This window comes from Kitasatospora sp. UYEF31 (assembly GCF_057291755.1).
In genome coordinates this window covers 106,655-120,022 of record NZ_JBXAWK010000012.1, presented here as the reverse complement: position 1 = coordinate 120,022, position 13,368 = coordinate 106,655, and the positions used below count along the sequence as shown (strand labels likewise).

At 70.4% G+C, this 13,368-nt stretch carries 12 protein-coding genes; all 12 read right to left on the bottom strand.

What is annotated here, in order from left to right; genetic code table 11:
• Positions 1–68: 68 nt before the first annotated feature.
• The 12 genes from glmS to AC0Z36_RS08730 all read right to left on the bottom strand — a co-directional run bounded on the left by glmS (position 69) and on the right by AC0Z36_RS08730 (position 13,253).
• Positions 69–1,886 (bottom strand): glutamine--fructose-6-phosphate transaminase (isomerizing), encoded by a 1,818-nt coding sequence (gene glmS, locus AC0Z36_RS08785; RefSeq protein WP_485462167.1) that lies wholly within the window; start codon positions 1,884–1,886, stop codon positions 69–71.
• 15 nt (positions 1,887–1,901) lie between these two features.
• Positions 1,902–2,177: a hypothetical protein gene (locus AC0Z36_RS08780; protein ID WP_485462166.1), complete on the bottom strand. Its 276-nt coding sequence runs from the start codon at positions 2,175–2,177 to the stop codon at positions 1,902–1,904.
• 211 nt (positions 2,178–2,388) lie between these two features.
• Positions 2,389–3,567 (bottom strand): hypothetical protein, encoded by a 1,179-nt coding sequence (locus AC0Z36_RS08775; protein WP_485462165.1) that lies wholly within the window; start codon positions 3,565–3,567, stop codon positions 2,389–2,391.
• 70 nt (positions 3,568–3,637) lie between these two features.
• Positions 3,638–6,121, bottom strand: coding sequence for a phenylalanine--tRNA ligase subunit beta (gene pheT, locus AC0Z36_RS08770; protein ID WP_485462164.1), 2,484 nt, complete (start codon positions 6,119–6,121; stop codon positions 3,638–3,640).
• Entirely contained in the window at positions 6,121–7,242 is a 1,122-nt protein-coding gene (gene pheS / locus AC0Z36_RS08765; protein ID WP_485462163.1) for a phenylalanine--tRNA ligase subunit alpha, read from the bottom strand. The genes pheT and pheS overlap by 1 nt, the downstream gene beginning before the upstream one ends.
• A gap of 195 nt (positions 7,243–7,437) precedes the next feature.
• Positions 7,438–8,604 carry a sensor histidine kinase gene (locus tag AC0Z36_RS08760; protein ID WP_485462162.1) on the bottom strand — a complete coding sequence of 389 codons (1,167 nt, stop codon included), beginning with the start codon at positions 8,602–8,604 and terminating at the stop codon, positions 7,438–7,440.
• 544 nt (positions 8,605–9,148) lie between these two features.
• Positions 9,149–9,958, bottom strand: a complete 810-nt coding sequence (locus tag AC0Z36_RS08755; RefSeq protein ID WP_485462161.1) for a TrmH family RNA methyltransferase — start codon at positions 9,956–9,958, stop codon at positions 9,149–9,151.
• A 65-nt stretch (positions 9,959–10,023) separates the two neighbouring features.
• Positions 10,024–10,410, bottom strand: coding sequence for a 50S ribosomal protein L20 (rplT, locus tag AC0Z36_RS08750; RefSeq protein ID WP_485462160.1), 387 nt, complete (start codon positions 10,408–10,410; stop codon positions 10,024–10,026).
• A 142-nt stretch (positions 10,411–10,552) separates the two neighbouring features.
• On the bottom strand, positions 10,553–10,747 hold the full coding sequence (gene rpmI / locus AC0Z36_RS08745) for a 50S ribosomal protein L35 (RefSeq protein WP_485462159.1): 195 nt from the start codon (positions 10,745–10,747) through the stop codon (positions 10,553–10,555).
• A 145-nt stretch (positions 10,748–10,892) separates the two neighbouring features.
• Positions 10,893–11,723 carry a translation initiation factor IF-3 gene (infC, locus tag AC0Z36_RS08740; RefSeq protein WP_485462158.1) on the bottom strand — a complete coding sequence of 277 codons (831 nt, stop codon included), beginning with the start codon at positions 11,721–11,723 and terminating at the stop codon, positions 10,893–10,895.
• A gap of 281 nt (positions 11,724–12,004) precedes the next feature.
• Positions 12,005–12,364, bottom strand: coding sequence for a DUF1844 domain-containing protein (locus AC0Z36_RS08735; RefSeq protein ID WP_485462157.1), 360 nt, complete (start codon positions 12,362–12,364; stop codon positions 12,005–12,007).
• Between the two features lie 124 nt (positions 12,365–12,488).
• Positions 12,489–13,253, bottom strand: a complete 765-nt coding sequence (locus AC0Z36_RS08730; RefSeq protein WP_485462156.1) for an SseB family protein — start codon at positions 13,251–13,253, stop codon at positions 12,489–12,491.
• Between the last annotated feature and the right edge of the window lie 115 nt (positions 13,254–13,368).

Sequence of the window (13,368 nt, the reverse complement as noted above, 5' to 3'; positions counted from 1 at the left end):
TAACGATCTCGGGTTCTCCAGGGCGGAGGGCACCCGGCAAACCCCAGGATCTTTACTGCCGGGCACTTCTACTCCACCGTCACACTCTTCGCCAGGTTCCGCGGCCGGTCCACGTCCCGCCCGAGTGCGACAGCCGTGTGGTATGCGAACAACTGGAGCGGGATCCCCAGCAGAATGGGGTCCAGCTCCGGCTCGTTGCGCGGCACGAGGATCACATCGTCGGCGACATCAGCCGGACTGTGACCCACCATCAACACAGGACCCTTGCGGGAGCGGATCTCCTGAAGCGTCGTCAGGTTCTTCTCCCGCAACTCGTCATCGGGAACCACCGCGACAACGGGCATCTCCGGGCCGACGAGCGCCAGCGGCCCGTGCTTCAACTCGCTTGCGGGGTAAGCCTCCGCGTGGATGTACGAGATCTCCTTCAGCTTCTGCGCGGCCTCCCGCGCGGTCGGCCAGCCGCGCACCCGGCCGATGAAGAGCATCCCGGGATTGTCGGCGTACTTCTTCGCCAGTTCAGCGATCTCCCCGTCCATTGCCAGGACTTCGGCGATCTGTCCGGGCAGCTTCCGCAGTCCGTCGCAGATCCGGCGGCCGTCGGCGGGCGAGAGGTCCCGCACCCGACCCAAGTGCAGTGCCAGCAGTGCGAACGCAACCGCGGTCGAAGTGAAGGCTTTTGTCGACGCGACAGAGATCTCGGGGCCCGCGTGCAGGTAGATCCCGCCGTCGCACTCGCGCGCGATCGCCGAACCGACCGCGTTGACGACGCCGACGACCCGGCCGCCCTTGCGCTTGACCTCCTGCACGGCGGCGAGGGTGTCGTACGTTTCACCGGACTGACTGACCGCCACATAAAGCGTGTCGGCTTCGATCACGGGGTTGCGGTAGCGGAACTCCGAGGCGGGCTCGGCGTGTGCGGGCACCCGGGCCAGTTCCTCGATGAGCTGCGCGCCGATCTCCCCGGCGTAGTAGGCGGAGCCGCAGCCGAGGATCTTCACCCGGCGGATCTCCCGGCTGGCCCGGGCGTCGAGGTTCAGACCACCCAGGTGCGCGGTGCTGAACCGCGGTTCGAGCCGGCCCATGAGCGTACGCGCGACCGTCTGCGGCTGCTCGTTGATCTCCTTGAGCAGGAAGTGGGCGTAGCCTCCCGTGTCGAAGTCCCCTGGCTCGACGTCGACGGCCTGCGGCTGCTTGACCGTGGCCCGCGCGTCGAGGGTGAACGTCCGGAAGCCGTCCGCGTGGACGACCGCCAGCTCGCCGTCGTCCAGGTGCACGACCTGCTTGGTGTAGCGCACCAGCGCCGACACGTCGGAGGCGGCGAACATCTCCTTCTCGCCGATGCCCAGCACGATCGGCGAGCCGTTGCGGGCCACGACGATCAGGTCGGGACGGTCCGCGTCGACAACGGCGATGCCGTACGTGCCGACGATGCGCGCGAGGACCTTCCGTACGGCGTCTTCAAGTTCGCCACCGTGCGCGGCGATGAGGTGCGCGAGCACCTCACTGTCGGTCTGTGAGGCGAACTCCACGCCCTGGGCTACCAGTTCGGCGCGCAGCTGGTCGGCGTTCTCGATGATCCCGTTGTGCACGACGGCGATCCGGCCGGTCATGTCCAGGTGCGGGTGCGCGTTGGCGTCGGTCGGCTCACCGTGCGTGGCCCACCGGGTGTGGCCGATGCCGGGGGCGCCCTTGGCACCGCGGAACGTCTTGGGCAGTACGGCGACGAGGTCCGCGACCCGCCCGGCGGTCTTCTTCGTCCGCAGTCCGCCCTTGGCGACGACGGTGATACCGGCCGAGTCGTAGCCGCGGTACTCCAACTGCTGGAGCCCCTCAAGCAGGATCGGCACGGCGTCCCGCGGGCCCAGATAAGCGACGATTCCGCACATGGAAAATACCCCTAGTCAGCCGTAGACGATGCGGCGCAGCTGCCGCAACGACAGCTCGGGCGCGGCCACCCGCCGGTCCGGGAGTTCGGCGGCGATGCGCGCGAAGATCGGATCGTTGGTGAGCCCGCGCGCCTTCAGCTGGCCGTGGCGTCGGCGTACGTAGTCCTCCACCGGTTCGTCGAAGTACGCGAGTACGTCGGCGACCACCCGCGCGGCCTCCCCGGCCCTGAGCCCGGTGGTGTGCAGCAGGTGGTTGATCAGTTCCTCATGAGGATGACCGGCAGTGGACACAAGCCAGGACCTTACGGAGTACGGAGACGCACGCGCAAATATCCTGCCCGATTCCGGGCAGGATGGAGAGAAATTACCTCCAGAGTGACCCGTATCGCATTTTTGATCTTGATCATCTCGCCCAATATTTCGACTGCCCAGGACGAACGGACATTCGGCCCGGGTCCCCGGAAGAGCACCTGTCCAGGCCCGGCCACCGCCCGGTGACGTCTCAGTCGTCCTCCGCCAGCTCCTCCAGCGCGTCCATGACGTCGAACTCCAGCTGCCAGGTCCACGCCCCGTAGCCGGTCTCCGCCCACACCGATTCCTCGGCGTAGTAGGGCGTCCCGGGGCGGAAACCAGGGAGGGTGTCGTCCGTCGTCCGGCCTGCGGCGCAGCCCCGGCACACCGGAACGCGCGGCTTGTCCCCGCCGACGGGGGCCCGGACGAGGCCCCCGTACGCGGGGCCGTGCAGGGGGTTGATGAAGCACACCGCGAAGGAGGCCACCGCGGTGTCCTGGGCCGTCCTGGCGAGCAGCGCCCGGGCGTGCATGGCCAGCACCAGCACCCCGGCCAGGTCGGGGATGCCCCGGGCGGCGGCGGGCAGGGCCTTTGCGGTGTCCCGGATGTCGGTCGCCACTTCGACCGCGAGTGCCGTCCGTACAGAAGGGTCGTCCGGGGACCATTCCGGACGGGAGAGTGTCCGGTCCAGTGCCGCGAGCCGCAGTTCCGCCTCCCGGCGCAGGCCCGTGTCCCGGCCGCGGCGGACGTCGGCGCACACGGGTTCCGGCACGGTGAACGGGACGGGTGTCTTCGGAGCGGACGAGTCGAGGTGGACGCCGTCGGGGAAGGGGTGCCCGGCCAACGGGTCGATGGCGTGGGCTGCGGCGGTCAGCCGCTGCTGGGCGAGGATTGCGCCGGCCGTCGGAAAGCCCCGCCGGTAGACGATCAGGTAGCCGATGGCGTACAGCATCAGCAGCCCCCCGTACACCAGGCCGAAGCTGAACAGCAGGGCCAAGCCGTACAGACTCCCAGCGCTGTCCCAGCGGAAACCGGGACCGGACAGGCCGCCGATGAACAGTTCACCGATGCCTGCGCCGGCCCCGACGGCGAGCACAGTGAAACCCGCGAGGTACGGCGTCCAGCGTTTCGGCGGCCGGGGTGTGCCGCCGTCCGCCACCCGCGGCCAGTCGTCGAGCGCCTGCCGCGCCCGCACCGCCCAAAGGACGACACACAGCACGGCGAGCACCACCGCCGTCCCTAGGCCCGCGACGGCGCCGAAGTCCTGCGCGTGGGCCTCCCGGTCGCCCGGGAAGTCGGAGTCCGCGTACGCCGCATCAGACAGCCCCGGCACGCAGCAGATCACCGCCGCCGTTACGGTCAGCAGCCGTACCGTTCCGTGTCGTCTCATGCGGCCGGAGCATAACGACACAGCCCCGGAGCCCGGTGACGGGGCTCCGGGGCTGCTTCAGGCTGCGGGGTCAGGCTCCGCGGAGCACTGCCCCCGTGCGCTCGGCGGCCAGCGCCACCGCGGCGTCGCGGGCGTCGCTCGCCTCCCCGGCGGTCAGCGTGCGGTCGGCCGCGCGGAAGCGCAGCGCGTACGCGAGGGACTTCTTGCCCTCGCCCGCCTGCTCACCGGTGTAGAGGTCGAACAGGCGGATGGACTCCAGGAGTTCACCCGCGCCCTCGCGCAGGGCGGTCTCGACGGCCGCCGCCGGGACGTCCGTGGAGACGATCAGCGCGACGTCCTGGGTGGCCACCGGGAACGCGGAGATCCCGGTCGCCTGGACAAGCGCGGCGTCGGCGCCGAGGAGGTCGAGGTCCAGCTCCATCGCGCAGGTGCGCTCCGGCAGTTGCAGCGCCTTGACCACCCTCGGGTGCAGCTCACCGGCGTGTCCGACGACGGTGTCGCCGACCACGAGTTCGGCGCAGCGGCCCGGGTGCCACGGCGCGTAACGCGCCTGACGCACGGTGAGCCCGACGCCTGCGGCGTCGGCCACCGTACGGGCCGCCTCGACCGCGTCGGCCCAGTTCCCGCCCCGGCCTTTGCCCCACCAGCCGCCGCGGTCGCGCTCGCCGGCCAGCACCGCGGCGACGCGGTAGGGCTGGTGCGGCAGCGCGGCGTTGAGCGCGGTCAGTTCGGCGTCGGTGGGACGCCGGTCGACGCCCAGGCGCGGTACGGAACCGACCTCAGCCTTGGGCAGGAACACGAGCCCGGCTTCGAACAGCGCCACATCGGCGTTGCCCCGGCCGATGTTGCGGCGCAGCGTCGCGAGCAGACCCGGGAGCAGCGTGGTGCGCATGCCCGGCTCTTCGTCGGAGATCGGGTTCAACAACCGGACCGTACGGCGTCGTTCGTCGTCCTCGTCCAGCTCGAACGCGTCGAAGACCGCGTCGCCGACGAACGGGTAGTCGTAGACCTCGGCGTAGCCGGCCCCGGCCAGGGCGCGGCCGACCCGGCGGCGCAGCTGCTGCCGGGGTGTCAGGCCGCGGCCCGACGGGACCTGCGGCAGGGTGGACGGAATGGCGTCGTAGCCCTCAAGCCGCAGGACCTCTTCGACGAGGTCGTTCGGGTCGGTGAGGTCGGGACGCCAGGACGGCGGGGCGACGGTCAGTTCGTCGATGCCCTCGACCGTGCAGCCGACGTCCTGGAGGCGGGCGACCACGGTCTCGGCGGGGTACAGCACCCCGGCGACGGCCGACGGGTGGGCGGCGCGCATGTGGATGCGGACCGGCTCCCAGTCGGCGTTGACCTCGGTGACGCCGGCCTCGCCCGAGGCACCCTCGCCGCCGATGGCGGCCAGGAGGTCCACGGCGCGCTGCGCGGCGGCGCGGGCGGCGTTCGGGTCGACGCCCCGCTCGAAGCGGCGGGAGGCCTCGGAGGACAACTTGTGGCGGCGTCCGGCGCGCGCGACGACGACCGGGTCGAAGTTCGCGGCTTCGATGACGATGTCGCGGGTCTCCGCGCCGATCTCGGTCGAGGCGCCGCCCATCACACCGGCCAGGCCGATGGGGCCCGAGCGGTCGGCGATGACCAGGTCCTCGACGGTGAGCGCGCGCTCGACGCCGTCGAGGGTGGTGAGCTTCTCGCCGTCGGTCGCGCGCCGGACGACGATGTCGCCCTGGAGCTTGTCGCGGTCGTAGGCGTGCAGCGGCTGGCCGAGTTCGAGCATCACGTAGTTGGTGATGTCGACGGCGAGCGAGATGGGCCGCATTCCGGCCATCTGCACCCGGCGCTGGAGCCACAGCGGGGACGGCTGGGTCGGGTCGACACCGGTGACCGTACGGGCGGTGAAGCGTCCGCAGGCCGCGGCGTCCTCGACGTGCACGGGGTAGCCGTACGAGTTCGGGTCCGGCACGTCGAGCAGCGCCGGGTCACGCAGCGGCCGGCCGTAGGCGGTCGCGGCCTCGCGGGCCACCCCGCGCATGGACAGGCAGTAGCCGCGGTCGGGGGTGACGGCGATGTCCAGGACCTCGTCGACGAGCCCGAGCAGCGCGATCGCGTCGGAGCCGACCTCGACCTCGATCGGCAGCACGATGATGCCGTCATGGTCGTCGCCCATGCCCAGTTCGCGGGCCGAGCAGATCATGCCGTGCGAGTTGTGGCCGTACGTCTTGCGCGCGGAGATCGCGAAGCCGCCGGGCAGCTCGCCGCCGGGCAGGATCGCGACGATCTTGTCGCCGACCTCGAAGTTCCGGGCGCCGCAGACGATCTCCTGCGGCTCACCGGTGCCGTTGGCGTCGCCGACGTCGACCGTGCAGAAGCGGATGGGCTTCTTGAAGCCCTCAAGCTCCTCGACGGTCAGGACCTGGCCGACGACAAGCGGGCCCTTGAGGCCTTCGCCGAGCGGCTCGACGGTCTCGACCTCAAGCCCTGCGGCGACGAGTTTGGCGGCGACGTCGCGGCCGGTGGCACCGGCCGGCAGGTCGACGTACTCCCGCAGCCAGGAAAGCGGGACGCGCATCAGATCTCCATACCGAACGGGAGGGTGAAGCGGACGTCACCCTCGACCATGTCCCGCATGTCCTCGACGTTGTGCCGGAACATGAGGGTGCGCTCAAGGCCGAGGCCGAACGCGAAACCGCTGTAGACGTCGGGGTCGACGCCGCACGCGACGAGCACCCGAGGGTTGACCATGCCGCAGCCGCCCAGCTCGATCCAGCCCTCGCTGCCGCACGTGCGGCAGGGGCGGTCCGGGTTGCCGACCGACGCCCCGTGGCACACGAAGCACTCGAGGTCGATCTCGGCGGACGGTTCGGTGAAGGGGAAGTACGAAGGGCGCAGGCGCGTCTTCGTGTCCTCGCCGAACATCGACTGGATGAAGTGGTCCAGGGTGCCCTTGAGGTCGCCCATCGTCAGGCCCTTGTCGACGGCCAGGCCTTCGACCTGCCCGAAGACGGGGGTGTGCGTGGCGTCCAGCTCGTCGGTCCGGTAGACCCGGCCCGGGCAGATCACATACACCGGGGGCTCGCGGTCGAGCATGGTGCGGATCTGGACGGGCGAGGTGTGCGTACGCAGGACCAGGCCCGAGCCCGGCTCCCCGTCGGGGCCGGCGACCCAGAAGGTGTCGTGCATGGTGCGCGCGGGGTGGTCGGGGCCGAGGTTGAGGGCGTCGAAGTTGAACCACTCCGCCTCGACCTCGGGGCCTTCGGCGACCTCGTAGCCCATCGACGTGAACACGTCCGCGATCTTCTCGGACAGCGTCGTCAGCGGGTGCCGCGCGCCGACCGGGGTACGGTCCCACGGCAGCGTGACATCGACGGACTCCTCGACCAGGACGCGGGCGTCCCGCTCGGCCTCAAGCTCGGTCTGGCGGCCCGCCAGCGCCTTGTTGACCTGGCCGCGGGCCTGGCCGACGCGCTTGCCGGCCTCAGCCTTGGCCTGCGGGGGCAGCGCACCGATCTCCCGGTTGGCGAGCGCGAGGGGCGACCGGTCGCCGGCGTGGGCGAGCCGGGCCTCCTTCAGTGCGTCGAGGTCGGCGGCCGCGGTGATCGCGGCGAGCGCCGCATCGCGGGCCGCCTCGATCGCCTCCGGCTTCAGAGCCTCGACCTCCACCGGGTCGTACGACTTATTGGGTGCCGACATGTTCTTCCCGTGCTCCTGTCAAGGGTGTACGCCCGCTCGCCGCGGTCCGGTGTCCAGTGACACCGGCCGGTGGGGGGCGACGATGACGTACGGTGACGCCGGTCCCGAGTCTAGGCGCTCAGCCCGGACAAGCGTGATCGAGGTCTCCGTACGGGGAAATATGGGTGCGGCCCGGGTTCCGCCCGCTCAGCGCGATCAGCGCAGTACGTCGGGCATCGCCACAGGCAGGATAAATCGGAAGCGCGCGCCGCCGCCGGGCGCGCGGCCGACATCGATGCTGCCGCCGTGCGCTTCGACCAGGCCCTTGGCGATGTACAACCCCAGGCCGGTCCCGCCGCGGCGGCGGGTACCACGCCAGAAGCGGGTGAACACCAGACCGAGCAACTCGTCGGGGATACCGGGGCCTTCGTCCACCACGGTCACCTCCACGCCTTCGTCGTCGACCGGCTGCGCGGCGTGTGTGGTCACGATGACCGGCCGCAGTCCGATAGTGACGGCTCCGGCGCCGTGGCGCACCGCGTTTTCCAGCAGGTTGCCGAGCACCTGGTGCAGTTTGTCGCGGTCCGTCCACAGCTCCGGCAGCTCACCGTCGACGGTGACGGTGAACCGCTCCTCGGGCTGCCCCGAGGCGACCATGGCGTCCACGTGGCGGTGCACGGCCGCCTCGACATCGACGATCTCGCGGTTCAGCTGGACCCTTCCGGAGTCGATCCGGGAGATGTCCAGAAGCTCGGTGATCAGCCGGGTGACCCGGTCGGCGTCCGCGTCCACCGTTTCGAGCATCAGCTTCTTCTGCTCGTCGGTGAACCGCTCCCACTTCTTGAGCAGGGTCGCGGTGAAGCCCTTGACGCTGGTCAGCGGGGACCGCAGTTCGTGGGCGACGGTGGCCACCAGGTCGGCGCTGTCCCGCTCGACGCGACGCCGCGCGTTGGTGTCGCGCAGCGCCACGACCAGTCGGCTGAGCCGGCTGTCCGGACCGGGTTCGCGCACGAAGGTGGCGGTGACCAGCACTTCCCGGCCACCGGGCAGCAGCAGGTTGCGCTCCGGCTGCCGGGTGCGGGTCCGCAGACCGCCGTACGGGTCGGTGCACACCCACCAGCGGCGGCCTTCGAGGTCTTCGAGGGGCAGCGCGTCGGCGATGTGCTTGCCGAGCGCGTCGGCGGCCCGGGTCCCGGTGATCCGGGTCGCGGCGGTGTTGAAGCACACCACGTGGCCGTCGGCGTCCGCGACGATGAGCCCGTCGGGCAGATCATCGGGTTCCAGGGCCGGTACGGGTGAGAAGCCGTTGTCGGGGGCGCGGCGCGGCGCGGGAACGTTCTCCGCGACGAGGCGGGACACGGTTGTACGGCCGGTGTCGCCCATGCCGATCGACCCCCTCTGCCTGTGGCCTGCACGTCCCACCACGTCATGCCGTGTCGCACATGTCCGGATTAGCCGGTCCACACACGACTCGTACGCGTTCGAACCTCCGGGCGCGTCACACTACTCCGGTCGACCACTCTGCCACCACTACCAGGCTCCAAGCGCCGACGTCATCCTCACGTCTCCGTCGCTGGCGCTCCGGAGTCGTTCTGCGTCGGCGCGTCGCCCGGCCCAAGCTGCGTCCTCCGGACGCGCTTCTTCGCTTCGCTCAGTCGCCTCGCACGGGTGGCGCAGCGTCCCGAGCGCGACGAAGGAGCCGGCGAAGCTCGGCGGGTGTCGCAGGTTGACCGGGCGACGCGCGGCGCCGAGCGACGACTGAGCGAAGGGCACGAAGCAAAGGGCACGAAGCGAAGGGCGCGAAGCGTCCCGAGCGCGTCCGGAGGACGCAGCTTGGGCCGGGCGACGCGCGGCGCCGAGCGACGACTGAGCGAAGCGAAGGCGGCGGGAGGAAAACGCCGCGCTTGGAGCCCGGCATAAGAACAGCTCAACGCTGTGCGCGGGCGGACGCGTACAGGCACACAGCCGCCGCGGTCGCCAGGTTCAGACTCTCGGCCCTGCCGTGGATGGGCACCCGTACGACGGCGTCGGCCAGGTCCCGGGTCTCCGCGGGCAGGCCCCACGCCTCGTTGCCGAACACCCACGCGGTGGGCTGGACCAGCGCGCCGCGGTCCTGTTCGTCGTCGAGGTCGTCGTCCCCGGCGCCGTCCGCGGCCAGGATGCGCAGGCCGATCCCGCGCAGCTGCGCGACCACGTCCTCGACCGGCACGCTGGTGACCACAGGCAGGTGGAACAGGCTGCCGACAGAGGCCCGTACGGCCTTGGGGTTGTAGAGGTCGACCGACGCGTCGGTGAGGATCACGGCGTCGGCCCCGGCCGCGTCCGCGGCGCGCAGGACCGTGCCGGCGTTGCCGGGGTCGCGGACGTTGGCGAGCACGGCGACCAGTTTCGGCCGGGCCGCGACCACGTCGGCCAGAGGGACGTCGATGAAGCGGCAGACCGCGACGATGCCCTGCGGGGTGACCGTGTCCGAGACCGACGCGATGACCTCGTCGGTCGTGTGGTGGACCGGGACCCGGGCGGCGTACGCCTGCTCGATGATCTCCGGGTAGCGCCCGGCGGTCTCGTCGGTGGTGAACAGTTCGACGAGGGTGCCCGGCAGCGCGGCGGCCTCCCGGACCGCCTGCGGCCCCTCCGCCAGGAAGCGGCGCTCCTTGGTCCGGAAAGCACGTCTGGCGAGCCGCCGGGCCGCCACCACCTTCGAAGACTTGGTGGATGTCAGCTCGGAGCTCGCCATTCGTGTTACCGCTCTCAACTACTCGGTCTGGACCTAGGACGTGCGTTCAGTGAAGAACGGACGGATCAGGCCGCGACCCGGGGCGCGTTGATGTCAGCCGGGAGGGCCTTCTTCGCGACCTCGACCAGCGTGGCGAACGCGTTGGCGTCGTTCACGGCGAGGTCGGCGAGGATCTTGCGGTCGACCTCGATGCTAGCGGCCTTGAGGCCCTGGATCAGACGGTTGTACGTCATGCCGTTGAGGCGCGCCGCCGCGTTGATGCGCTGGATCCAGAGCTGACGGAAGTCGCCCTTGCGCTTCTTGCGGTCGTTGTAGTTGTAGACGAACGAGTGGAGCAGCTGCTCCTTCGCCTTGCGGTAGAGCCGTGACCGCTGGCCACGGTAACCCTTGGCGCGCTCGAGAACTACGCGGCGCTTCTTCTTGGCGTTGACGGAACGCTTGACGCGTGCCACTTGGTACTCCTTGTGTTCGGAACGGGACGTGATGACCCCGCCCCGGGGTGACGACTGGACCGGCGCCTGGACTCACTTCACTACTGGGACCCGGGGGCTGGCCCTCAGGACGGCACAGCGGCTGTGGTCCGGCACACGCGGCTCACTTGCCGAGCAGTTTCTTGACCCTCTTGAGGTCGGCCTTCGCGACGACGACGGTGCCGTCGAGGCTGCGGGTCTTCTTCGAGGACTTGTGCTCCAGAAGGTGGCGACGGCCGGCCTTCTCGCGCATGATCTTGCCGGTGCCCGTGATACGGAAGCGCTTGCTGGCGCCGCTGTGCGTCTTGTTCTTCGGCATGTCGCCGCTGCTCCTCGTCGTGCTGCCTGCCTGTCCGATCAGCCCTCGCGGGTCGCACCGGACAGGCGCACAGGTTCTCAGTGTCTGGATAGCCTCACAGGTCCCGCCACTCGGGCGGGCCCGGTGCGGTTGACCCGGGGAGAGGTCAGACCTGCTGCTCGGCCTCGGCCGGCGCAGCTTCGTCCGCGGTCTCCACGGCTTCCTGCTCGGCAGCTTCCTCCACGACGTCCTCCTGCTCCTCGTGCACCTCTTCGGGTGCCTCGTCGGAGTGGGAGTCGCCGCGACGGGCGGCCTTGCGGGCGTCAGCGATCTCGCGGGCCTCGGCCATGGCTTCGGTCTTCTTCTTGTGCGGACCGAGCACCATGATCATGTTTCGGCCGTCCTGCTTCGGGTTCGATTCGATGAACCCGAGCTCCTGGACGTCCGTCGCCAGACGCTGCAGCAGCCGGAAGCCGAGCTCCGGCCGGGACTGCTCGCGACCACGGAACATGATCGTGATCTTGACCTTGTCGCCCGCCTTGAGGAACCGCTCGACGTGACCCTTTTTGGTCGTGTAGTCGTGCGGGTCGATCTTCGGCCGGAGCTTCATCTCCTTGATGACCGTGTGCGCCTGGTTCTTGCGCGCTTCACGTGCCTTCATGGCCGACTCGTACTTGAACTTGCCGTAGTCCATCAACTTGGCAACGGGAGGGCGGGCCGTGGCCGCGACCTCTACAAGGTCCAGGTCGTATTCCTGGGCAAGTTCCATGGCCTTGTTGATGGGCACAATGCCCACCTGCTCGCCATTAGGACCGACGAGTCGCACCTCGGGGACGCGAATCCGGTCGTTGATGCGGGGCTCAGCGCTGATGGGGCCTCCTCCTACCTGAAGTGGTCGCGGTCTGGCGGCCACATAATCCACGCGGTCGACCCCACCGATGCCGGGGCCCGCCACGACCAGGAGGCCGAACAGCAGAAAACCCCGCATGGGATGCATGCGGGGCTCCATCTGCACCGGTGCGGCACAGGCATCTCAGCCTTATGCGCTCAACACGGACGGGAATCGCTCCCCGTTCCCGCTGGACCGGACCATGACCCGTCGTCCCGGGGGGCGACAAGGTGGGAGACGGAGCCTCCACTTGCAGACCGGCGACGGTGAGGTCCCCGGTCGGTCGATTCCCAACACTACCATCCCTACTCAGCTGCGCCCGTCCGGTGCGGTGACGCATCTGAGTAGGTGAGCGGATGCGGCCTGCGGATGCGCGGATGCGGACCGCCTCAGCCGAAGACCGGCCCGGTGTACTTCTCCCCCGGGCCCTTCCCCGGCTCGTCCGGGAACAGCGACTCCTCACGGAAGGCCAGCTGGAGCGTCTTCAGCCCGTCGCGCAGCGGACCCGCGTGGTAGGTGCCGATCTCCGGCGCCGCGGCGGTGATCAGACCGGCCAGCGAGGTGATGAGTTTGCGGGCCTCGTCCAGGTCCTTGTGCCCGGCGCCGTCCTCGGCCAGGCCGAGTTTCACGGCGGCCGCGCTCATCAGGTGGATGGAGACGGTGGTGATCACCTCGACGGCGGGGACGTCCGCGATGTCGCGGAGGTGGGTCTCAGCGGACGTGTCGGCAGAAGTAGCGCTTTCGGTCATGCGCCCCAGTGTCGGGCATACCGGGACCGTTGCGGCACCTGCCCCCTTGGTGCGCTCGGTTACCCCGCCGGCGCCTCCCGCTGGAACACCGCACTGGCGCACCCCACGGGCGCACCTCACGGGCTCACAACGTGTCCGGCGGCCGGACGAACAACGGTTCCCCCGGGGCCGGGGCGCCCGGTGCCAGCAGCGCCAGGTCGAGCCCGCCGTCGAGCCGCCCCCGCACGGTGTCGTCCGCCGCCAGCCGGGCCGCGATGCGCTGCGCCGCGGCGGTGACCTCGGCGGGCGGGGCGGCCGACGCGAGGGTGAGCACGGGGTCGCCGTGCCCCCCGGGGCTGAGGTAGGCGGCGGTGACCTGCGTTTCGACTGAGACGGCGGTACGGACCGCGGCCGCGACTTCGGGGTCCTCGTGCGCCGGGAGGTGAACCCTGTTCTCGGCCAGCGCGCGCAGCCGCGGTCCGGTGATCTCGTACGGGACAGGTCCGGCGAGGTCGAGCAGGAGGGTGTCGGCCTCCTCCGCGTAAGTCGCCTGCGCCGCCTGCAGGGCCCTGACCGGCACCGGCCTGGCGTCCGCCCGCCAGGCGGTCATCGCCGCCACCGAGGTGAAGGCAGGCAGTGCCTTGCGCCCGTCGGGCCCGGTCAGTGTCGGGACGGCCATGTCGCTGGACTTGTCGTGCCTGAGGCCGTTCCCGTCGACTTCGACCTCGCCCAGGACAGCTACGACAGGGACGAGGAGCCGGGCCGCGCGCAGCGCGGTGAACAGCCGTGCCTCGTTCGCCGTGCTCTTCTCCGTACGGACGGCCGTCAGGGCCGTGACCAGCGCCGCGTCCGCGGTGCCGTCGTCGCCGGAGAAGCCGGGGTCGGGGATGTTCCTGCCTTCGAAGTCCACCGCACGACTTTATCCGCCGCGTTCCACCCGGCTGACTCCGCCGCCGGACTCCGCTCGGCACCTCCGACGCCGCCCGGCTCCGCCGCTGACCCGGCCACCGCCCGGCTCAGCCCGC

Coding starts and splice junctions, on each gene's coding strand:
- glmS (WP_485462167.1), bottom strand. CDS start 1,886: ATGTGCGGAATCGTCGCTTATCTGGGCCCGCGGGACGCCGTGCCGATC.
- AC0Z36_RS08775 (WP_485462165.1), bottom strand. CDS start 3,567: ATGAGACGACACGGAACGGTACGGCTGCTGACCGTAACGGCGGCGGTG.
- pheT (WP_485462164.1), bottom strand. CDS start 6,121: ATGCGCGTCCCGCTTTCCTGGCTGCGGGAGTACGTCGACCTGCCGGCC.
- pheS (WP_485462163.1), bottom strand. CDS start 7,242: ATGTCGGCACCCAATAAGTCGTACGACCCGGTGGAGGTCGAGGCTCTG.
- AC0Z36_RS08760 (WP_485462162.1), bottom strand. CDS start 8,604: ATGGGCGACACCGGCCGTACAACCGTGTCCCGCCTCGTCGCGGAGAAC.
- AC0Z36_RS08755 (WP_485462161.1), bottom strand. CDS start 9,958: ATGGCGAGCTCCGAGCTGACATCCACCAAGTCTTCGAAGGTGGTGGCG.
- rpmI (WP_485462159.1), bottom strand. CDS start 10,747: ATGCCGAAGAACAAGACGCACAGCGGCGCCAGCAAGCGCTTCCGTATC.
- infC (WP_485462158.1), bottom strand. CDS start 11,723: ATGCATCCCATGCGGGGTTTTCTGCTGTTCGGCCTCCTGGTCGTGGCG.
- AC0Z36_RS08735 (WP_485462157.1), bottom strand. CDS start 12,364: ATGACCGAAAGCGCTACTTCTGCCGACACGTCCGCTGAGACCCACCTC.